This is a genomic window from Caballeronia sp. TF1N1, from assembly GCF_022878925.1.
GTDB lineage: Bacteria > Pseudomonadota > Gammaproteobacteria > Burkholderiales > Burkholderiaceae > Caballeronia.
Genome location: NZ_CP084627.1, coordinates 448129 through 467576, shown reverse-complemented (window position 1 = coordinate 467576; position 19448 = coordinate 448129). Strand labels below are relative to the sequence as shown.

At 62.4% G+C, this 19448-nt stretch carries 22 protein-coding genes; 4 read left to right on the top strand and 18 right to left on the bottom strand.

Annotation, left to right across the window (positions count from 1 at the left end):
• Positions 1-337 precede the first annotated feature (337 nt).
• The gene (locus LDZ28_RS16185; protein ID WP_370652207.1) at positions 338-763 is read left to right on the top strand and encodes a methyltransferase domain-containing protein; all 426 of its coding nucleotides are present in this window, start codon (positions 338-340) and stop codon (positions 761-763) included.
• A 6-nt stretch (positions 764-769) separates the two neighbouring features.
• Here LDZ28_RS16185 and LDZ28_RS16180 read toward each other — a convergent pair whose 3' ends face one another.
• A complete protein-coding gene (locus LDZ28_RS16180; RefSeq protein ID WP_244829407.1) occupies positions 770-1894 on the bottom strand; it encodes a succinylglutamate desuccinylase/aspartoacylase family protein in 1125 nt (374 codons plus the stop codon).
• Positions 1895-1922: 28 nt separating this feature from the next.
• Entirely contained in the window at positions 1923-2687 is a 765-nt protein-coding gene (locus LDZ28_RS16175; RefSeq protein WP_244829406.1) for a transporter substrate-binding domain-containing protein, read from the bottom strand.
• Positions 2688-2805: 118 nt separating this feature from the next.
• On the opposite strand from LDZ28_RS16175, the gene LDZ28_RS16170 reads away from it, so the two are divergent.
• A complete protein-coding gene (locus tag LDZ28_RS16170; RefSeq protein ID WP_244829405.1) occupies positions 2806-3723 on the top strand; it encodes a LysR family transcriptional regulator in 918 nt (305 codons plus the stop codon).
• On the opposite strand, the gene LDZ28_RS16165 is transcribed toward LDZ28_RS16170, so the two are convergent.
• The 15 genes from LDZ28_RS16165 to LDZ28_RS16095 all read right to left on the bottom strand — a co-directional run bounded on the left by LDZ28_RS16165 (position 3708) and on the right by LDZ28_RS16095 (position 17372).
• Positions 3708-4211 (bottom strand): DUF6496 domain-containing protein, encoded by a 504-nt coding sequence (locus LDZ28_RS16165; protein WP_244829404.1) that lies wholly within the window; start codon positions 4209-4211, stop codon positions 3708-3710. The genes LDZ28_RS16170 and LDZ28_RS16165 overlap by 16 nt on opposite strands.
• 72 nt (positions 4212-4283) lie before the next feature.
• Complete coding sequence (locus tag LDZ28_RS16160; RefSeq protein ID WP_244829403.1) at positions 4284-6125, bottom strand: VWA domain-containing protein; 1842 nt, start codon at positions 6123-6125, stop codon at positions 4284-4286.
• Positions 6125-6802, bottom strand: coding sequence for a TadE/TadG family type IV pilus assembly protein (locus tag LDZ28_RS16155; protein ID WP_244829402.1), 678 nt, complete (start codon positions 6800-6802; stop codon positions 6125-6127). Before LDZ28_RS16155 ends, LDZ28_RS16160 begins: the two co-directional genes overlap by 1 nt.
• On the bottom strand, positions 6799-7281 hold the full coding sequence (locus tag LDZ28_RS16150; RefSeq protein ID WP_244829401.1) for a TadE/TadG family type IV pilus assembly protein: 483 nt from the start codon (positions 7279-7281) through the stop codon (positions 6799-6801). The genes LDZ28_RS16155 and LDZ28_RS16150 overlap by 4 nt, the downstream gene beginning before the upstream one ends.
• Before the next feature lie 5 nt (positions 7282-7286).
• On the bottom strand, positions 7287-8183 hold the full coding sequence (locus LDZ28_RS16145) for a lipopolysaccharide assembly protein LapB (RefSeq protein WP_244829400.1): 897 nt from the start codon (positions 8181-8183) through the stop codon (positions 7287-7289).
• The gene (locus LDZ28_RS16140; RefSeq protein ID WP_244829399.1) at positions 8180-9139 is read right to left on the bottom strand and encodes a type II secretion system F family protein; all 960 of its coding nucleotides are present in this window, start codon (positions 9137-9139) and stop codon (positions 8180-8182) included. The genes LDZ28_RS16145 and LDZ28_RS16140 overlap by 4 nt, the downstream gene beginning before the upstream one ends.
• Positions 9136-10110 (bottom strand): type II secretion system F family protein, encoded by a 975-nt coding sequence (locus LDZ28_RS16135; protein WP_244829398.1) that lies wholly within the window; start codon positions 10108-10110, stop codon positions 9136-9138. The genes LDZ28_RS16140 and LDZ28_RS16135 overlap by 4 nt, the downstream gene beginning before the upstream one ends.
• The gene (locus tag LDZ28_RS16130; protein ID WP_244829397.1) at positions 10107-11516 is read right to left on the bottom strand and encodes a CpaF family protein; all 1410 of its coding nucleotides are present in this window, start codon (positions 11514-11516) and stop codon (positions 10107-10109) included. The genes LDZ28_RS16135 and LDZ28_RS16130 overlap by 4 nt, the downstream gene beginning before the upstream one ends.
• A complete protein-coding gene (locus LDZ28_RS16125; protein WP_244829396.1) occupies positions 11516-12736 on the bottom strand; it encodes an AAA family ATPase in 1221 nt (406 codons plus the stop codon). Before LDZ28_RS16125 ends, LDZ28_RS16130 begins: the two co-directional genes overlap by 1 nt.
• A gap of 24 nt (positions 12737-12760) precedes the next feature.
• Entirely contained in the window at positions 12761-13141 is a 381-nt protein-coding gene (locus LDZ28_RS16120) for a CpaD family pilus assembly lipoprotein (protein WP_244829395.1), read from the bottom strand.
• Positions 13142-13151: 10 nt separating this feature from the next.
• Positions 13152-14651 (bottom strand): type II and III secretion system protein family protein, encoded by a 1500-nt coding sequence (locus tag LDZ28_RS16115; RefSeq protein WP_244829394.1) that lies wholly within the window; start codon positions 14649-14651, stop codon positions 13152-13154.
• 44 nt (positions 14652-14695) lie between these two features.
• Positions 14696-15673 (bottom strand): Flp pilus assembly protein CpaB, encoded by a 978-nt coding sequence (gene cpaB / locus LDZ28_RS16110; protein WP_244829393.1) that lies wholly within the window; start codon positions 15671-15673, stop codon positions 14696-14698.
• Between the two features lie 12 nt (positions 15674-15685).
• Complete coding sequence (locus tag LDZ28_RS16105; RefSeq protein WP_244829392.1) at positions 15686-16195, bottom strand: prepilin peptidase; 510 nt, start codon at positions 16193-16195, stop codon at positions 15686-15688.
• 64 nt (positions 16196-16259) lie between these two features.
• Positions 16260-16436: a Flp family type IVb pilin gene (locus LDZ28_RS16100; RefSeq protein ID WP_244829391.1), complete on the bottom strand. Its 177-nt coding sequence runs from the start codon at positions 16434-16436 to the stop codon at positions 16260-16262.
• 498 nt (positions 16437-16934) lie between these two features.
• Entirely contained in the window at positions 16935-17372 is a 438-nt protein-coding gene (locus LDZ28_RS16095) for a low affinity iron permease family protein (RefSeq protein ID WP_244829390.1), read from the bottom strand.
• Between the two features lie 47 nt (positions 17373-17419).
• On the opposite strand from LDZ28_RS16095, the gene LDZ28_RS16090 reads away from it, so the two are divergent.
• Together LDZ28_RS16090 and LDZ28_RS16085 are read left to right on the top strand one after the other, a co-directional pair.
• Positions 17420-18004, top strand: a complete 585-nt coding sequence (locus LDZ28_RS16090) for a DNA-3-methyladenine glycosylase (protein WP_244829389.1) — start codon at positions 17420-17422, stop codon at positions 18002-18004.
• 127 nt (positions 18005-18131) lie between these two features.
• A complete protein-coding gene (locus LDZ28_RS16085) occupies positions 18132-18668 on the top strand; it encodes a carboxymuconolactone decarboxylase family protein (protein ID WP_244829388.1) in 537 nt (178 codons plus the stop codon).
• On the opposite strand, the gene LDZ28_RS16080 is transcribed toward LDZ28_RS16085, so the two are convergent.
• The gene (locus LDZ28_RS16080; RefSeq protein WP_244829387.1) at positions 18665-19438 is read right to left on the bottom strand and encodes a slipin family protein; all 774 of its coding nucleotides are present in this window, start codon (positions 19436-19438) and stop codon (positions 18665-18667) included. The genes LDZ28_RS16085 and LDZ28_RS16080 overlap by 4 nt on opposite strands.
• Positions 19439-19448 lie beyond the last annotated feature (10 nt).

Genomic DNA, 19448 nt, shown 5'->3' with positions numbered 1-19448 from the left:
CCTTACTCGACATGCAAATGCTGCGCGAAACCGAGCGCCCTGTGTCGACTCGCCGACTTCTCGCGCGGTGGCGCGGATCATCTGGCTGGATGTAAAGTCGATCCGTATTTCGGCACATCGATCTACTACTATCGTTGCGAGCAATGCGGATTTATCCACACGCCCGCCTTCGACGACTGGACGCCAAACGACTTTAGCGAACACATCTATACGCGGCTTACGAACGGCAAGATCTTGACTACACCTTCGCGCGGCCAAATGCCAACGCACGGATGATCGCCGAGTTTTTTCCCAGCCTCGCGCAGGAAAAGCTTCTCGATTACGGCGCCGGACAGGGATTCTCGAACAGCAACTTCGGCTTCGCGGGTTCGAACGAATACGCTCGTACGATCCCTTTGGCGAAGCGTCCGACCATACGTCACTGATCGACCGATACGGCGTCGTGCTTGCATTCGAAGTCTTCGAGCATCACGTCGAGCCGCTTAGACTCGTCGAAACACTGGCAAGCCTTATCGAGGGCAACGGCGCAATGCTCATCAGTACGCTGTTCGTTCCTCAAAGCAATTTGCGCGATGATATCGGACAGTGGTGGTATTGCATGCCTCGCAACGGCCATGTGTCGTTTTATACGGCGTCTGCACTGGCGCTACTGGCATTGGTGAACGGTCTCGAAGCCGCGACATTCAGCGAAGGCCTGCATCTTCTTTATCGCGGCGAATTTCCGGATTGGGCGAGGCACGTCAACCACACGCTCCTGCCCTAACCCACCTCACGCCCCGATCAACACCCCCGTCCTGAACGCCGTCTGCCCCGTCACCCGCCCCATCGGTGCACCGGCCTGCGCGAAACGGATCGCACGCCGCATATAAAACACGCCATCGTTTTTCGTCGCGACCGTGGTCACGGCATCCGTCAGCGGATCGACGATATCGAACACCGCGTCGCCAGCCTTCAACCTCGCCCCGACCGACGCGCGATACACGACGATGCCGCTCACCGGCGCAATCAATTGCTCGCTGCCCGCAAGCGGCGTCGCGCCGAGTACGAGCGGCGGCAACGCGCGCGCCTCGCCTTCGATCACGCCGCGCGCGATCAGAAAGTCAACGATGGCATCCGCATCGTGTTGCGCCGTCTCGTAGCTCACGTCGCGCTGCCCGCGATGCTCCACCGTCGCCGCGATGTTCGGCCCACCGAGCGGCACGTCGCCGCCGAGCAACGCACGGACTTCGTTCCACAAGAGCGCGTGGATTTCGTCGAACGACTGCCCGCCCGAATCCGTTGCGAGCAGCACGCCGTTCGCGCCAAGATAATGCGCAAGCGGTTCCAGCGCGGGCCAGCTTGCCGGGCTCGTGTAGAGATGCATCGTGGCTTCGAGCGAACAATGCAGATCGAGCACGATGTCGGCATCGGATGCGAGCGTCAGCAGCGTCAGCCGCAGCGACTCGAACTCGTTCTTCGCGCGCATTTCGCCGAGCATGTCCCGCACGGCGCAACGCAAGAGGCGCGCGTTGTATGCGGCGTCGCTGCTCGACCACGCCATGCCGATACGTTCGATCAACGCCTGCGCGGGCGGCATCGGAAAACCGCGGTTGAAGTTGTGGCCGCTATTCGCCTCAAAGCGGCCAAGGAATTGCCCGAGCACATGCTGCGACAAGCCGACAGGATTCGCCACCGGCACGAGGACGATCTCGCCACGCAAGCGCCCTTCCCCTTCGAGTTGCATCAGACGCTTCTTCAGCTGCCACGCCGTGAGCATCGCGGGGGTTTCGTCAGCATGCAGCGAGGCCTGGATGTAGACCTTCTCGCCGCTTCGTTCCGCACCGAAATGAAAGCTGACGAGTTCGCGCGCCGTACCGAGCGTCGTGGAAGCGAGCGGCGTGTGTCGTGTTTGCATCGATGAAAAAGTCCGTGAAAGATGAGGCTCAGTCGCCGTAGACGTCGAAGTCGAAGTACTTGTGCGCGATCTTCTGATACGTGCCGTCCGCGCGCATGTCGGTCACGGCCTTGTCGACCTTCGTCTTCAGCGCGGCATCGTCCTGGCGCATGCCCATGCCCACGCCATGATCGCCCATGGAAAGCGGTGCGCCGACGAACGCGAAGCCCGCGCCGCGCGCGGTCTTCAGGAAGCCGTGCTCTGCTTCGACCGAGCCGAGCAACGCGGCATCGAGCCGGCCCGCGACGAGATCGTTGAACACACCCTCCTGACTCTGATACGCAACGATTTCCACGCCGCCCGGCTGCCAGTTCTTCATGGCGTAGGTCTCGAACTGACTGCCGCTTTGCACGCCGACGCGCTTGCCGGCGAGACCCTGCGCGCTCGGCGCGAGCGACGCGCCGCTCCTTGCGATCAGACGTGAGCGGAACTGGAACAGCTTCGTCGAAAACGCAATCCGCTTCATGCGCTTGTCGGTGATCGCCATCGACGACATGATCCCGTCGATCTTGCGCGCTTGCAGCGCCGGAATCATGCCGGAGAATTCCAGCTCGACCCACTGGCAGCGCATCGCGATGCGGCGGCAGATTTCATCGCCGAGATCGACGTCGAAGCCCGCGACATGGCCGTCGGGCGTCTTCACATCCATCGGCGGATAACCAGGGTCGATGCCCAGGCGCAAGGTATCGGCGTCCTTCGCGCTCGCAACGAACGGAGACATCGCAAGCGTGGCGGCAAGAGCGCTGCTGAGCATGAACGTTTTGAACATGGGTCGGCGGGATATTTTCGGGATTGGAGCGCTCATGCTAAGCGGACAAAGCGCCCTTAAAAAGAGGCATTTTAATTATCATGATCACTTTTCGAGATCGCCGATGGAATTGACGCTGACCCAGTTGCGAATCTTCGTGGCCGTTGCAGAGGCGGGCAGCCTGCGCGCGGCCGCGCGGCGTCTGACGATTGCGCAGAGCGGCATCACTCAGCAGTTACGCAAGCTGGAAGCGCTAGCGGGCGGGCCGCTTTTCGAACGCGATGTACGTGGCGTGCGGCTGACGAGCGCCGGCGAACGCCTGCGTGTGCGCGCCGATCTAATACTCGGCGAATGTGCGAAGACCGAAGAAGAGATGCGTCAGATGCGCGGCGAATTAACCGGCAGCGTTGCGCTTGGTCTGGCAGCCGATGCGACCATGCGGCTTTTTCCCGCGCTGCTCGCGAGCTTCAGAGAGCGCTGTCCGCGTATCGATGTGCATTTGACGAGCGCGACGTCGCGCGTGCTGACGTCATGGGTGCGCGAGGGACGGCTCGATTTTGCCCTCGCACTCATTGCGCCCGACGCGGACATCCATGATATGGAGACGACACGGCTGTTCGATTCCAATGTCGCGGTGATCGCGCGGAAGGGGCATCCGCTTGCACGCGCGCGCAAGCTTTCGAGTCTCTGCAATGCCGAGTGGGTGAGCACGCGTCACGCGGGCAACAAGCTGTCCGCGCTATTCGACACGGCCCGGCTCACGCCGCCCAACGTCGCGGTAACCACCGAAGCGGTCTTCGACACGCTTCATTGCATTACCGCAAGCGACTACCTCGCGCTCGAACCGGCGAGCCTCGTGGCGCATCCGTTTTTTCGGGAACACATCACCGTGATCCCGATTGCCGAACGCGCCGCGCCGACGCCCGTCTGCCTGCTTCGAAGAGCCGGCGTGCCGCTCACGCCCGCGGCGCAAGAACTCGCGATGATGGCCGTATCGTTCGCGCGAATGCTCCCGCGCGCGGCGGATCAACGTGCCGAGTGACGCGCAGATGAACCCTTCGATGCAGCGCTGGCGTTCTTGCGCCGCGTTGCCCAGCCCTTCTTCGCGGCAGCCGAGCGATCCGCCGCCGAGCGCCGGCTCGCGCTTGCATGCGCCTGCCGCGACAGCGACTTGTGCGATGCCGCCTTCGTGCTTTCGCGCTTCAGCACGCGCGTGGACGTCGCGGAACGCTTTGCCTTCGACTCCGTGCTCGGACTCTTTCTCGTGCGATGCGCGGCTTTCGTGTCTTGTGCGGCTTTCTCGCGCGTGGCCTCGGACGTGGTGGCCTTCTTCGGCGTCTTGACCTTTACGCCGGAGCGGCGGGCTTCGGATAGACCGATGGCGATGGCCTGCTTCGCGGACTTCGCGCCATGCTTGCCCTCGCGGATGTGATCGATCTGTTCTTTCACGAAATTGCCCGCCTGGGTACTGGCGGACTTGCCTGCGCGCTTCGCCTTGGTGGCGCTTTCGACGGTTTTCTTTTCGGGCATGTCGGTACTCCTTGGGAAGTTGACTTGCACCGGGGAAGGCGAGCAACGCACGTGCCCGCCTGCCGCTTTCCCTTACTGCGTAAGACGCAATACACCCAGGTTGCCCGCGATCTGCTGGAAGATCTGATTGAGCGTTGCGTTGTCGGGTGCGTGATAGTAGTTGCCGCTCGTCGCGCAGGATTGCATCGTGTTTTGCGCAGCCACGCTCGCCGAGTCCGTCCCGTAGGTGCCGAAAGTGATCGCGTAGATGATGATGCCGCTGTTCTTCATTGCCTGACAGATACCGAGCTGGAACGTATTGACGTCGTCCGGGCTGGACACCAAACCGTTCAGCGCGTTACCCGTGGAGTCGTACACCGTCGGCGACTTGAGCGTCTGATTGCCGAGCGCGAGCTGATTGAAGAACGGCTGCGGCATGGTCCCCGACGGATCGCCGGGATCGTTCTCGCCGTCGGTCAGAACGATAGCGACGCGCTGCAACCCTTGCGTCGTTTCCGGACGCGGCAGCGTGCCGTCGTTCGAAATCCAGCCGTTGTTGCTGCCCGCCACCGACTTGGACCAATCCGATGAAAGCATGCGCCAGCCCCACAGCAGACCTGTCGGAATCAGAGTCGAGCCATTGGCCACCATGTTGTTGATGGCCGTCGTCAGCGCGTTCTGGTCTTGCGTCAGGAACACGGCAGGCTGGATGGAGCATGGCCGGCTGTCGTAGTCGCTGCCATTCTGGTCATAAGTGACCGTACCCGAATACGGATACTGCGCCATGAAGTTGGTCGGCACCGTGGTCGGCGTCTTCGACTGGCAAAGCCCCGGCGATGCGTAGTAATACGCGTAGCTGAGCGGCACGCCCTTCACGACCGTCGTGCCGTTCTTCTGCAGATTACAGTTGTTGTCGTAAGTCTGGACCGTGAAGCCGGTAGACGGCACGTTGAAATACCAGGGCGTAAAGCCCGGCGAATCCTTCGGCGCGTAAGCCTTCGGATAGACGTTGCCGGCCGTGTCGCGTGGCTCGACCGCGCATCCACCCCACTTCGACATCGACATGTTGGTGGGGTTGTAGGCGAACTGCTTGCTCGTGGTCTGCGTCATCCAGGTTCCGCTCGAACTGAGTGCCGAGCCGACGTTCACCATCGTCGTGAACGGCACGAGCCCGATATACGAGTCGTTGCCCTGCACGCCAAGGATATTCGCCACGAGCGAGTTGGCGGCATCCTGCAGGCCGCTCAGCTTGCTCGTCTTGCCGCCCTTGGCGGCGGCGGAAGCCATCGAGCCCGTGTTGTCGAGAATCAACGCGAGTTCGAGCGTGCTCTTGGGCACGCGCAACGCCGTATTGCTCGCCGAGATAGTTTGCGTGCTCGGCAAGGTGCTGCCCGAACTTCCGGAGCCCGAACCCGATCCACTCGACGATGTCGACTTGGTGTTGAGGAAGGTCGGCGCGTAGAGCGGCACCGAACCCGATGCCGACAGCTTGATGACCTGCCCGGTGGCTGGCGTCCCGCTCACCGACGCCGCGAAATTCTGGTCGGGCATGGTGAGCGACATGTAGCCCGTCGGCATGTTCGCGTTGTAATAGGCGCGCGCGTCGGCCTGCCATGCAGCGAGGTCCGCGCTCGTTGTCATTGCATAGTGCGAGAGGTCGGCACCGGCCGAAAGCGTCGCCACGTCGAGCGCCATCTGCATGCGGCCCTGCGTCTGCGCATAGTCGATGGTGTCGATCGCCGTGCACAGCGTGCCGATCATCATGCTCGCGGTCACGGCGAACAGCACGGTCAGCGCGCCCTCGTCGCCACGCACGAGTTGAGCGAGCGTGCGGGGTGCGGCGGGACCACCGAAGTTGGCGAAGAACGGCGCGCGCAGCGCGGGCGTCGCGCAGGAGGAAGCGCCGCGGCGTGTCGGAAAGAGTCGGCGTTTCATCAGGAGCTCGCCAGGTCGAGCGGCTGGCCGGTTCGCGAGCGCACGTAGATGCGTTGATAAAGCGTCTGCGTGCCGACCGAGTTCTTCCAGAATGCGGAGGTCATGGCAAACGGGTTGAACTGGTAGTAGATCTCGACGATGATCGCCGAGTCGCCCGCGCGAAACGGCCAGGTCGACGGCAACGGCGCGGTGCTCGACACCTTGGTCGTCAGGCCCGACAAGTTCCACGGCGCCGATGCGCGCCAGTGAACGACGGCCTTGCCGGGATCCGTCCCCGGCTTGCCCGGCGGCAAGACGCAGGTCGTGGCATTGGTGTCGCACACCGAGGTGATGATGACCGCGCCCTGCCCGTTGATCGTATTGGGTGCGGCGAGCAGCGTGGCCGCCGACCACAGCGAACCGAGGTTATTGGCGTTGCTGGTGGAATTGTCGTTGATGACGCGCGGCATCTGACCGAGCGAATCGGCGAGTGTGAAGGTCGCATGTTCCAGCACGCTCACCGCGCGCAGATACATGTACGCTTCGACGAAGCCGGTCAGGATCAGCGCCATCAACGGGAAGATGATCACGAACTCTATCGTGACGCTGCCGCGCTTCGAGCGCCACAGGCGGGAGAGAAAGCTGCGGCGGCGCGACGCGCTGGCGGCCCCGGAAGCGGATGAGCGAGCGTGGGTCATTTTTCGTTCTGCACGATGTAATTGCGCTGGAACGTCAACTGGTTGACGCCGAAGATACGGGGAATGCCGGTGATGGGCGGCATGGTCAAGGTGATGTTGTAGGACACGACATCGCCGAAATTGCCCATGCTGCTCTGGTAGTTGCTCGTGCCCACGTTGCTGTAAGTCCCGTAGGTCAGCGTATTGATCGTTATCGTCGCGCCGATGTTGGTCCAGCCGCCGAGCATGTTGTTGATGAGGTTCTGCGCCTGCTGATCGCGCGTTCCGCTCGCCGGCGCGCTGGTCGTGAGCCCGGCGCGCGACGCTTGCTGCGCGGCGATCTGCACGGTGGCGTCCACCATCATGTCGAGACCGAATTCGATCGTCGCCAGAATGAGGATGAACGAGAGCGGCGCGAGTATCGCGAACTCGATCAGCGAGCTGCCGCCGTCATCGCGCAAGAAGCGCGACACGTTGCGGTGTGCCCGGGCATGAAGCACGGCGCTCACCTGAGGCTCACGGCGGCCACCGCCGGCGCAGCGACGGGCGCCACGCTTGCGTTGGAGCCGCTGGTGGCCGACGCGCCCGACGCGCCCGAAGTGCCGATACGCTGGCGCTGCAGTTCGTAGAAGCGCAGGTTGTCCTGCACCGACGCCTTCGGCAAATCGCGGCTCAGGATTTCGGCGGCGGCGTCATCGTTGCCGAGCAGACCGTAAGCAAGCGCGAGATCCTGGCGGGCTTGCGGCGGCGCGGCGGGAAAGCGCGTCACGTCGAGCAGCACGTTCGCGCCATCGCGCGGCTTGCCCGCCATGATGAGCGACGTGCCCAGGTTCACGGAAAGCGAGGTATCGCCGGGATTGCGCTTGAGCGCATCGCGCAGCACGGCTTGCGCCGTCGCGTGGTCGCCCTTCATGTCGTACGCGGCGCCGAGACCGGCGGCCGCAAGCGGATCGTCCGGGCTTTCGGCGAGCACATGCCGATACGTCGCGATGGCGTCGTCGAAACGGCGCTGATGAATCGCCACGCGCGCCATGCCGATGAGCGGCGCGGGGGCGTTTCCGTCGATGGCTGCCGCCTTGCTGTAGTAGACGCCGGCGCGCGTAAAGTCGCCCACCGAGTAGAGCGTGTTGCCAAGGCCGGTCATGGCTTCGACCGAACGCGGGTTCGCCCGCAGAATCTTTTCGTAGATCGTGGTCGCCATGTCCATGTTGCCGGACTCGAGCGCGGATTCGGCGATACGCAATTCGCTCATCGCACCGGGAGCGCCGTCTTGCGACACGGAGCGCATGCCGGACACCTGATGCGAGGTCGTGGCAGTGGTCGTGCAACCGCTCGCGACGAGCGCGATGAGCACCGCGCCGGCAAGCACGGGAAGGCGGCGAAGATAGAAGTCGGTCTTCATTTGGTTTTGGCGATAACGTCCAGTAGTTGGAGCACGGCCGGCCCCGCGGCAATCACGACAATGGCCGGGAGAATGAACAGCATCATCGGCACGACCATCTTGGGGGCGAGCTTTGCGGCCTTTTCTTCCAGCGAGACGATGTGCTGCAGACGCTCGGTACGCGACAACGTGCGCAGCGCCTGCGTGATCGGCGTGCCGTAGCGCATCGACTGAGTGAGGGTGGAAATGAGCGCGCGGATCGAAGGCAGATCGATGCGCTCCGCGAGCCCGTTCAACGCGCGCGTGCTGTCGCCAGAAAGCTTCAGTTCGTCGGCGGTAAGGGAAAATTCGTCGGAAAGCGGCGGGCAGATGCTTGCGAGTTCGTCGGCCACGCGACGGATCGACACGCCGAGACTATTGCCCGCGTTGGTGCAGATCACGAGCAAGTCGAGCGCGTCGGGCAGCGAGGCGGCCATCGCCCTGCGGCGGCGAGCACCCACGAAATTCAGCAGATATTCCGGAACGATCATGCCGACGATGAACACCATCAGCATCGCCGCGCCGCGCACCGCGGGATACGCGCCGATCATCGGAATATGCGAGCCCAGCATGACCGTGAGCGTCGCGCAGATGAGCCCCACGCAGAATTTCGACGCCAGCAGAACCGAGACGGCGAGATTGCTGCGATAACCGCTTCTGATCAGTTCCTTGCGCAGCTTCAGGCGATACTTGGCGTCGAAGAGCGGCAGCTTGTCGCCAATGCGCGCGAGACGGCGCATCACGCGCGCGCGAAAGTTGAGTTCGTCGTCGTTGCCGGTAGCGAGGTCGATGCGCTCGGCATGCGCCGCGAGCCGCGTGCGCTCCGCAATGCGGCCGCGCTGGCCGCCATGGCGCGTCAGCCACCAACCCGCGAGCCCGGCAAAGAGCGCAATCAGCATCAGCAGGTTGATGAGCGTCTGGATCTGTTCCGGGTTCATCGCGAGGTATCCAGCTTCGAAATCTTGTTGATGACCATGAGTCCCATGACGATCGAGATCACGGCGAAGGTCAGGAGCTTGCTGCCGCTGTCGGTGTTGGTGAGCACCTTCATGTAGTCGCGGTTGAGGAAGTACAGGCTGCCGATAATGCAAGCCGGCACCGCCGCCAGAATCTTGGTGGTGATGCGCGCCTCGCCTGTGAGCGCTTTGGTCTTGACGCGAATCTCGCGGCGCGTGCGCACGATATTCGCCAGGTTTTCGAGCGTCTCGCCGAGCTGACCGCCGGTTTCCCGCTGCAGGAGCAAACACACGCAGAAAAAAGAGAAGTCCGCGATCTCGATCCGCTTGACCGCCACCGTCAGCACTTCCTCGAGGTCTAGACCCACTTGCAGGGAATCGCTCATGATCCTGAACTCGCTCCTGAGCGGCTCGGCGCATTCGTCGGCTGCCGTGGTGATGACGTGCGTGACCGGCACGCCCGCACGCACCGCGCGCACGATCAGATCGATCAGTTCCGGGAAGCCGTTGAGAAAACGGCGGCGAAAGCGCTCCACGAGAAAGTTGTACGCCTTGACCAGCGTGAAGACCGGCAGGAAGACGATCAGAAGCGGCTGGACGAAACTCGGCAGCGGCATGATGTCCACCATGCCGATGGCGAGCAGCTCGCCGAGAATCGCCGCGACGATCACGATTCGCATGCCGTTCTTCCCCGCCACCGTTTTCAGGCGCGACACCTTGGGCCCGAGAAAGCGCGAGTACACGCTCTCCTGCTTCTTGACCTTGAACAGATTGATCTCGTTCTTGCTTGCGTTCTTCTCGGGCGAACCGTGCATCTCGAACGATTCGCGCATGCGCGTGCGAATGCGCGCATGCGGCTGGTTATTTCGCATGTCCTGCACGATGAAAAACATCATGCCGCCGAGAATTGCAATGACGAACGCGCAGATCGTGACGAGGTTGATCGTGTTCATGGCTGCATCGCCTCGAGCAATGCATCTTCGAGACCGTAGTACTGAGCGCGCTGCGAGAACGCCGGGCGCACCGCCGCCGATTCGTACGCGCCCTTTACTTCCTCGCTGTAGGCGGTTGCGTCGTAGCGGAAGGTGAACAAGTCCTGCGTGATGATCACGTCGCCTTCCATGCCCACCAGTTCGGTGATGCGCGTGACGCGGCGCATGCCGTCACGCATCCGCTCGATCTGCACGATCAGGTGCACCGCGCTCGCGATCTGGCGGCGAATGGACAGGAGCGGCAGATTGCCGTTTGCCATCATCACCATGCTCTCCAGACGCGTGATGCCGTCGCGCGGCGTGTTCGCGTGGATGGTGGTCATCGAGCCGTCGTGGCCGGTGTTCATGGCCTGCAATACGTCGAACGCTTCGGAGCCGCGCGTTTCGCCGAGGATGATGCGGTCCGGGCGCATCCGCAGCGCATTGCGCACGAGGTCGCGCTGCGTCACGGCGCCGAGACCTTCGGCATTCTCGGGGCGCGTTTCCAGGCTCACGACGTGCGGCTGCACCAGTTGCAGTTCCGCCGCGTCCTCGATCGTCACCGTGCGTTCGCCGTGACCGATGAAGTGCGACAACGCGTTGAGCAGCGTCGTCTTGCCCGAACCCGTACCACCCGACACAATGACGTTGAGCCGGCACGTGCTCGCGAGTTTGAGCACGGTTGCCATCGCGAGGGACATGTTGCCTTGCTGCGCCATGCGGTGCAGCGTGATGTTGCGCTTCGAAAACTTCCGAATGGAAATCGACGCGCCATGAATCGCGAGCGGCGGGAGCACGACGTTGACCCGGCTGCCGTCCGCGAGACGCGCATCGACCATCGGGCTGCTTTCGTCGACGCGCCGCCCCACGCCCGCCGCTATCCGCTGCGCGACGTTGGTCACGTGCGCGTTGTCGCGGAACTTGCAGTTCGTGAGTTCGAGACGGCCGTGGCGTTCCACATAGACCTGATCGGGACCGTTCACCAGCACGTCGGTGATGCTTTCGTCGGCGAGCAGCGGCTCGATCGGCCCGAGGCCGTACATGTCGTTGAGCAGTTCGCCCACGATCTGCTGCTGCTCGGACATCGTGACGTTGAGACCTTCGCGCTCGGCTATCTCCATCACGAGCTGCTCGATGCCCGGCTTCATCTGCTCGCGCGTCTTGCCGACCACCACCGATGCGTTCATCGAACCGAACACGCCTGCGCGAATCACCTTGAACAGATCCGAGCGCACCAGCGATTCGCTGCTCTCCGCCACGTGCAAGCGCGCGGGCGCGTCCGCCACCGGAATGGCCGGCTCGGCAATACTCGCCTGGTCGGATGCTCCTTCTTGAGCCGGTGCAAATGCAGAATGCGTCGCCCGGGATGCCTGCTTCTGCCCGAACATCAGCCTCTCCTCAGACTGAACTTGCGCAGCAACGAGCGCCCGGCGGCAGCTTGCTGGCCGGTGAGATCGCTCGCAATACGCGTAATAGCCTGATTGAACCCGTTCGGCGTCTTATCTTTGGGCGCTTCGCCAAGGTTTTCGGCGGTGGCGAGCGCCTTGGCTTCGAATTGGATCTCATGCAGAACGGAGCGGCCCACCGCCGACATGAAGTCGTTCGGCTGCACCTTGCCCGCACTCACCGCACTCGGGTTATTGAGCAGAATCGAGGTCGGCGGATTGTTGTCGCGATTCTCGATGTAACGCAAAAGGCGGATCGACTCGCGCGTCGAATGCACGGAACGGTCGGTCACGAGATACGCGCGGGACGCATGGTTCAACGCTTCCTGCGACAACGGCGCGCTCGGATTGCCGATATCGATGATCACATAGTGAAAGCTGTCGCACAGCAGTTCGATCACGCGGGCGAGCGCACCGGGCTTGTACGGCGGCTCGGCGCCGTAGTCGATATCCGCGGTGAGCATGAACAGACGGCTGCCGTTCGCCATCAGCGTGCGCTCGACGTATTGGGGATCGAGACGATGCGCGTTTTCCAGCACGTCCGAAAGACCATTGTTGCTCTGCGTGCCGAGCATGCAGTTGGCGGCGCCGCCCGTCAGGTTCAGATCGACATACGCGACCCGCCGATGCGTGGTGTCTGCCAGATGTCGCGCAAGATTGAGCGCGAGCGTCGTCACGCCGACGCCGCCGCGCGTGCCCGCGAACGCAATGGTCTTGCCCGTGCGCGTGAGCGTCACCGGCGTCACCTTGCCGTCGGCGGTGTTGACGGTGCGCTTGAGCAACTCCACCGTCAGCGGCTTGACGAGATAGTCATGCACGCCGATCTTGAGCAGGCTGCGGAACAGGCCGACGTCGTTGCGCTCGCCAATGCCGATCACCTGCACCGAAGGCTCGCACACTTCGGCAAGCCGGCCGAGGTCGGACAGAGGCATCGCCGAGTCGTGCAAATCAACCAGCAGAAACTGCGGCGAACGCTCGAGCTTGGTGACATGCGAGATGGCTTCGTCGATACTGCCCACCGCGATATGCGCGTGCGGCATCGCCTGCTCCAGCACGAAGGCTTTCAGAACCTGCTCGGTCTGGCGGTCGGCGACGAAGGCGATGAAGTCCGCGGCCCGCACGGCGGACTTGCCTTTGATCAACGAGAATTCAGTGGTGCTCATGGCGTCGGTGTCTCGAAGGCGCGCTTACTTGCCGTTGCGCGTAGTCGTCGTGGTGTCGAGCGGAATCACTTGACCCGTCTCATAGCGATGCACGGCGCTCGCGGCGACCGCGGCATCGGCGGGGCCGAGCGTCTGCGGATTCACGAGGTCTTGCGGGTTCGCGACCTGCGCCGCGAGGTTGGTGTAGGTGGCACAGCCCCATTGCATCGACGGGCGTCGCACGCCGGAATCGAACAACAGCGAGGCGCGCGTGAGCTTCTCGCAGTCGGGCGGCACGGCAGCGTTGCCGTCGTAACCAATGACGCGTGAATCGGGCATGCTCACGGGCGGCTTGATGAAGCAGCCAGCAAGCGGCAAAGCGAGCGAGCAGGCGGTGAAGAGCGAAATGAAACGTGCGTGGTTCATGGCATCAGGCTCAATAGACGTAGCCGGCCGCGCCGACGAGACGAGGGTTTCCCGGTGCCGATTCGGTGCCCCCAAACATTCGGGCGAAACCATATTCGATGTCGCCGCTCGGCGACACCAGCGACTCGATCGGTGTGCGCAGCTTGGCCGGATCGGTCGGCTCGACGATATACGGCGTCACCATGATCACGAGCTCGGTCTTGTTGTTCTGGTAGTTCGACGAGGAAAACAGCTTGCCGAGCACAGGGATCGAGCCGATGCCGGGTACTTGCGATACGAGGTCGGTCGTATTGCTCTGGAGCAGCCCGCCAATGGCGAAGCTCTGACCGCTCGCCAGTTCGACGGTGGTATCCGCGCGGCGCACCGAAAGGCCCGGCACGGTCACGCCGTTGGTCGTCACGCTCGCCGTCGTGTCGATCTGGCTGACTTCCGGCCGCACTTTCAGGCTGATGCGGCGGTCGTTGAGCACGGTCGGCGTGAAGTCGAGCTTGACGCCGAACTGCTTGAATTCGACCGTGATCGCGCCGTTGATCTGCGACACCGGAATCGGAAACTCGCCGCCCGCGAGGAAGCTCGCCGTCTGGCCCGAAAGCGCGACGAGATTGGGCTCGGCGAGCACCGTGAGCAGGCCTTCCTGATTCAGCGCATCGACAAGCGCGCGGATATCGGTGTTGGCCGTCCGGAACCCGCCGAACAGCGAGTAAGCGTTGTTGGTCGCGAGATTGAGCGGATAGGTCACCGAGCCCGACGAAGTCGTGATGGGCTGGTTGTAGTTGTAGATCTGACGGCCGCTGAAGATGCCGCTATACCAGTTGCCGGCCGCGCTGCCGATAGCCTGCCAGTTGATGCCCCACTGCTGCGTCACGTTGCGGTCCACTTCCGTGATCCGCACCCGCAGTTGAATCTGCAAGGGCTTGTCGATGGTCATGCGATTGACGAGCACTTCCTTGTCCGCGAGCATCGGCGTGATGGCCTGCACGACCGTATCCGCCTCGGCGGGATTCTGTGCCTGGCCCGTCAGAATGAGCGAGCCCTGTATGCCGTTCACATCGATATTCGTGTTGGGAAAGCGCGCCTTCAGCATGGCGCGCAACGCGACCATGTCGCGCGTCACGACAACGGTCTTCTGAAAGATCGGCTTGTTGTTCGCGCCGAGCGCGTAGACCGTGGTGGAACCGGCCTTCTTGCCGAGCACGAAGACCGCGCGCGGCGACGGCACCTGCACATCCGCGACGCTCGGGTCGGCCACGAACACCGAAACGGCGTCCTCGGGCAGATGAAGCATCGAGCCTTTGCCTGCATCGAGTGCGAGTACGCCCTGGCTTGCCTCGGCGGTAACGGCACCTTTAGACGGCACGGCACCTGCGCCCGGACGAGCCGCGACGTTGATCACCTGAGCGCCGGCGGCATGCGCGAGCGGCGTCAGGCCGAATGCCGCGCACACGAGCGCGAGCAGGCTCGCCGCGGTGGGCAGCATCGGCGTCGATCTCGAACTGAACTGCGTTTTCATGACTATCTTTTCCTTGGTCGCCGGATCACCGCCGGCTTAGGGCATTAGCGCTGGACGGGAAGCGACGGAACGCCGGGCAACGGTGGCGCGTTCTCGGGCGCCCCGCCTGCCGCCTGGGCGACGTTCTGACCATCCGACTTCTCCGAGCCCCGATAAACCATCACGGTGCGCGGCATGGGCGGCGCGGCGGCCACGCCAGGCGCGCTTTGCGGCGCGCGGCTTGCGTGCGGCAACGAGCGAACGGCGCGCGAGATGTCGCCGGCCCAGATTGGCGGACGTTCGGTCGACGTCGCGCTGGCTGCCGCGGCGGCGGCGGCCGGATCGCGACTTGCAGTAGCAAACGAGCGCAAGGCGAGCGAGAGACTGCCGAGGCGCGCGGCAACCGCCACGACTTCGCCCATGCGCGGCGTCACTTCGAGCGTGACGGTGCGCGCTCGCGCGCTCATATCGGGTACGTCGCTGCTGGCTTTCGGGCGCTTGATTTCTGAACCGACGGCCAGCACGCGCACATGTTCGACCACCGTTTCGCTCGACACCGCGAGGTCCGGCGAATCGGTGCGGCGGTCCATCTGCTGCGTGAGGATCAGGTCGATGTAGTCGCCCGGCTGGATCAGGCCGGCATTGCCGGAGACATCGTCGACGGCTACGGAGACGGCGCGCATCTCGGGCTTGAGCGTCGCGGCGAGAAAGCCCGGCGCGTTCGGCAGAATCACGTCGTCGGCGACGAGTACCGCGCCGCTTTCGACCGGATGGCGCAACAGCGCACCCTTGAGTTCCGGCGCGTTCTGCGCGCCCGACACGACGGCATTGACCGGCACTTCGTTGGCCGGCATCGGTTTCCAGGTGATGTCCTCGTCACGCAGAAGCAAGCCCTGCGGCAAGGCGGCTGCACTGACCAGCACCTTCTCCGTGTTGACGGTGGGCGCGGACGGTTTGCTCGCGCTTGCCACCACCACACGCACGACCAGAGCGATGAGCAGGGCGCCGACGAGAAGAACGGCGAACTTGATGAAGTTGGACATGTGAGTGCCGGCCTAATGCGTCATTAACAAGGGAAGCGCGGCCGGCAGCACGATCACAAGACCGCCGCCGAGCGCCAGCGCCACGCCGTAAGGCACGCCGCGCGCGCCGGAGAACATCGCCAGCGCGCGCATGGGTGACGATGTCTGATCGGCCTTCATGTTGCGGGTGGCGAGACTGACGAGGGACACCACGGTCCCGATCAGCGAGATGAGCGTGAGAGCCGGCAGCGACAGACTGACGCCAGCCCAGAGAAAGATGACGGCCGCGAGTTTCGCGTCGCCTCCGCCGAGCATCTTTGCGGCGAAAAGCGCGGCGCAGATCGCGAACACGACACACGCGAGTATCAGATGCGCGATGATCTCGTCGAGCGACAGCTTTCGCAGCAACGCATCGACAAAGAAGAGCGAACCGATCGCAAGCACGATCCCGGTCGGCAGGCGACGCGCACGGACATCGATGACGGCGAGCACCAAGAGCGCGCACAGCACGATGAGACGGATGGCAAGGGATGCGAGCAGCACGATGGACCGGATACCGAGTGAAAGAAAGGGGGAGATCCGCGAGACGCGGATCTCGAATGCGTCGTTACTTCTGGGCGGCGGTGACTTTGGTGTTGAGGTACGTGAACCAGCCCGAAACGCTGGTGCTGAACGTGCCTGCCACGGCGACGAGCGCCACGCCGACGATCCCGGCCAGAATCGCGTATTCCATCGCGCTGACGCCACGTTCGTCGCGGATGAATTTCTTGAAAAACTTGGTCATTTTGGTCATTCCTTGTTTTTGCATTGAGTAGGTAGGTGCGGCCCGGCATTAGGGGTACCGGGTACAGCAATCCTAGCTATAGCCACAAGGAATTACTTCGCCATTTAGAGGCCGGAAATGGCCTTAATTCGACGTTTTAAAATGAATGAACTAGACCGCTGTCGGCAAACGACGCTAAAACTTTATAGAGAGAAATTTTTCTTTTAGCGTGTTTAAAGCGTGTCTTGACAGCGAGCGCGCGACTCTCCGTGCCCTTGCATTTTTTTCAGAAAACGTTTGCCAGGCGTTCGGGCTCCGCCTTTGCATGCCGGGGCTTCGACGGCATTCGAGGCCGTCGCTCCGACCGATGCTGCTTAATATTCAAGCATCGCTAAAACCGGATATCGCGCTGTAAGGTTAATGCTACAACCATTAATACCTGCTTGTCACGCTCTTTAGCACGTTCTGCAAACTTTTTGTTCAACCTTAAGCGCGACTGTCATCGGGCGCAATATCCCACTATTTCTTTTCCTTGCGTCGGGCATCGTTCGGGAAAATCGGCATGTCGATATCCTTGCTCGCCGAGCGCAAGTCGTCACGCGCTTCCTCCGCCAGTTTTGCATAGCGCTTACGAAAAATGGCCAGGTCTTTCTCGTCGAGTTCTTCGAGGTCGAGTAAAGCGTTATGCGCGTTGTCCACTGCACGGATCAATTCATCGAGCTTGATCTGCATGGCGGCCGTATCGCGGTTCTGGGTGTTCTGGATGAGGAACACCATGAGAAACGTGACGATGGTCGTCGACGTGTTGATGACAAGCTGCCATGTGTCGCTGAAGTGAAAGATCGGCCCGGAGACGGCCCACACGATCACCAGCACGACCGCAATGATGAACGTCGACGCATGTCCCGCCACGCGCGAGAGACCATTCGAGAACTTGAGGAACCAGGAAGACTTCATGTGAGCATCGCTCCGTCGTTATCTTGTGCGCGGTTAGAATACCTTCTGTGAAAGCCAAGCCCACACTCCATTCTGCTATCGACTTCAATGCCGCGTCGGACATCGTGGCGCGGCGGCTGATCGGCGCCATCGTCACTTTCGATGGCGTCGGTGGACGTATCGTCGAAACCGAAGCATACGACCGCGAAGATCCCGCTTCGCATACTTTCTCGGGTCTCACGCCGCGCAACGCGGTCATGTTCGGACCGTCCGCTCATGCTTATGTCTATCGATCCTATGGCATCCACTGGTGTCTGAACTTCGTTTGCCGCGAAGAAGGTCATGGCGCCGGCGTGCTGATTCGCGCCATCGAGCCGCTTGTCGGACTCGATCTCATGCGCGAACGACGCGGGCTCGAACCCATCAAGCTGCTTTGTTCCGGTCCGGGCCGCCTAGCGCAAGCCCTGGGCATCACGCATAAGCAGAACGGCATGTCGCTGCTCGAAGCGCCGTTCTGCGTCGAAGCACCGGACGATGCAGTCGATATCGTGAGCGGGCCGCGCATCGGCATTTCCAAGGCAATGGACGTGCCCTGGCGCTTCGGCCTCGCCGGGTCGAGGTTCGTGAGCAAACCCTTTCCATCCTCTTCTTGAAACATCATCCACTCGATTGAGACGCGCGAGCATCTTTCCGAGCCTGGAGAGCATTCACGCGATTCCGGCAAAGACATACAGTGCATCCATGCCACGACACATGGCAATCAACCAAAAGGAGCACACCATGTCCCGCATTTCCAAAGTCGATGTGAACGAAGCCACGGGTGACACCGCCGAACTCTTCGCCAAGATCAAGAAGGCCGCAGGCCGCGTACCCAATGCGTATGCAACCGTCGGCACGCATAGTCCCGGCGCGCTCGCGGCATCGCTCGCCAATGACGCGACGCTCGCTAAAAGCAGTTTGAGCAAAGCCGATATCGAAGCCGTGAAGCTCGCCGTCAGCGGACAGGCAGGTTGTGATTATTGTGAAGCCGCGCACACGGTCGTCGGCAAGCTGGTCGGTCTCACGCAGGAAGAAACGAAGCAGATTCGCGCGGGTATCGCCACTGGCAACGATAAACGCGATGCGCTCGTGCGCTTCGTGCGCGAAGCCACCGGTTCACGCGGCACGGTGAAAGCCGAAGTGCTCGATGCCGTGCGCGCGGCAGGTTACAGCGACGCGCAAGTGATCGACGCGCTCTTCGCCGCGAGCGTCATCAACTTCACGAATCTCTTCAATCGCGTGAACGACACCACGCTGGACTTCCCCGCGCTGGTTTAACTCTCGCGGCCACCCTTGCCGATCTTGTCGAGCACCGCGCTCACGATATCGATGGGTATGGGGAAGACGATCGTCGTGCTCTTGTCGCTGGCGATCGTCGTCAATGTCTGCAAGTAGCGCAGTTGCATGGCTTGCGGCGCCTGCGCCAGCATCTGAGCCGCTTGCAGAAGTTTCTCGGATGCCTGCAACTCCCCTTCCGCATGAATGATCTTCGCGCGGCGCTCGCGCTCGGCTTCGGCCTGGCGCGCGATGGCGCGGATCATCGTCTCGGCGATATCCACGTCCTTGATCTCGACATTCGATACCTTGATGCCCCAGGCATCGGTCTGGGCATCGAGCACGCGCTGAATGTCGCTGTTCAGGCGCTCGCGTTCCGAAAGCAGATCGTCGAGTTCATGCTTGCCGAGTATCGCGCGCAAGGTGGTCTGCGCGAGCTGACTCGTGGCTTCCAGAAAACGCGCGACCTGAATCACCGCTTTCTCCGGATCGACGACGCGAAAGTACACCACCGCATTCACCTTCACCGAGATGTTGTCGCGCGTGATGACATCCTGCGGCGGCACGTCGAAGACGACGGTGCGCAGGTCCATCCGCACTACTTGCTGCACCGCCGGAATGATCAGCACGAGCCCCGGCCCCTTCACTTTCCAGAAGCGGCCGAGCGTGAACACGACGCCGCGTTCGTACTCGCGAAAAATGCGCACCGACGAAAGCACGAGAATGATGACGAGCGCAATGACAATGCCGCCAAACCCAAAAGTAAGCCCCATTTTTAATGCC

Bases quoted from the DNA above. Each gene is read 5' to 3' on its own strand.
- LDZ28_RS16095 (WP_244829390.1), bottom strand. From the start codon at position 17,372: ATGAAGTCTTCCTGGTTCCTCAAGTTCTCGAATGGTCTCTCGCGCGTG.
- LDZ28_RS16120 (WP_244829395.1), bottom strand. From the start codon at position 13,141: ATGAACCACGCACGTTTCATTTCGCTCTTCACCGCCTGCTCGCTCGCT.
- LDZ28_RS16080 (WP_244829387.1), bottom strand. From the start codon at position 19,438: ATGGGGCTTACTTTTGGGTTTGGCGGCATTGTCATTGCGCTCGTCATC.
- LDZ28_RS16115 (WP_244829394.1), bottom strand. From the start codon at position 14,651: ATGAAAACGCAGTTCAGTTCGAGATCGACGCCGATGCTGCCCACCGCG.
- LDZ28_RS16180 (WP_244829407.1), bottom strand. From the start codon at position 1,894: ATGCAAACACGACACACGCCGCTCGCTTCCACGACGCTCGGTACGGCG.
- cpaB (WP_244829393.1), bottom strand. From the start codon at position 15,673: ATGTCCAACTTCATCAAGTTCGCCGTTCTTCTCGTCGGCGCCCTGCTC.
- LDZ28_RS16140 (WP_244829399.1), bottom strand. From the start codon at position 9,139: ATGAACCCGGAACAGATCCAGACGCTCATCAACCTGCTGATGCTGATT.
- LDZ28_RS16170 (WP_244829405.1), top strand. From the start codon at position 2,806: ATGGAATTGACGCTGACCCAGTTGCGAATCTTCGTGGCCGTTGCAGAG.
- LDZ28_RS16135 (WP_244829398.1), bottom strand. From the start codon at position 10,110: ATGAACACGATCAACCTCGTCACGATCTGCGCGTTCGTCATTGCAATT.
- LDZ28_RS16175 (WP_244829406.1), bottom strand. From the start codon at position 2,687: ATGCTCAGCAGCGCTCTTGCCGCCACGCTTGCGATGTCTCCGTTCGTT.
- LDZ28_RS16145 (WP_244829400.1), bottom strand. From the start codon at position 8,183: ATGAAGACCGACTTCTATCTTCGCCGCCTTCCCGTGCTTGCCGGCGCG.
- LDZ28_RS16125 (WP_244829396.1), bottom strand. From the start codon at position 12,736: ATGAGCACCACTGAATTCTCGTTGATCAAAGGCAAGTCCGCCGTGCGG.
- LDZ28_RS16085 (WP_244829388.1), top strand. From the start codon at position 18,132: ATGTCCCGCATTTCCAAAGTCGATGTGAACGAAGCCACGGGTGACACC.
- LDZ28_RS16155 (WP_244829402.1), bottom strand. From the start codon at position 6,802: ATGACCCACGCTCGCTCATCCGCTTCCGGGGCCGCCAGCGCGTCGCGC.
- LDZ28_RS16165 (WP_244829404.1), bottom strand. From the start codon at position 4,211: ATGCCCGAAAAGAAAACCGTCGAAAGCGCCACCAAGGCGAAGCGCGCA.
- LDZ28_RS16130 (WP_244829397.1), bottom strand. From the start codon at position 11,516: ATGTTCGGGCAGAAGCAGGCATCCCGGGCGACGCATTCTGCATTTGCA.
- LDZ28_RS16160 (WP_244829403.1), bottom strand. From the start codon at position 6,125: ATGAAACGCCGACTCTTTCCGACACGCCGCGGCGCTTCCTCCTGCGCG.
- LDZ28_RS16100 (WP_244829391.1), bottom strand. From the start codon at position 16,436: ATGACCAAGTTTTTCAAGAAATTCATCCGCGACGAACGTGGCGTCAGC.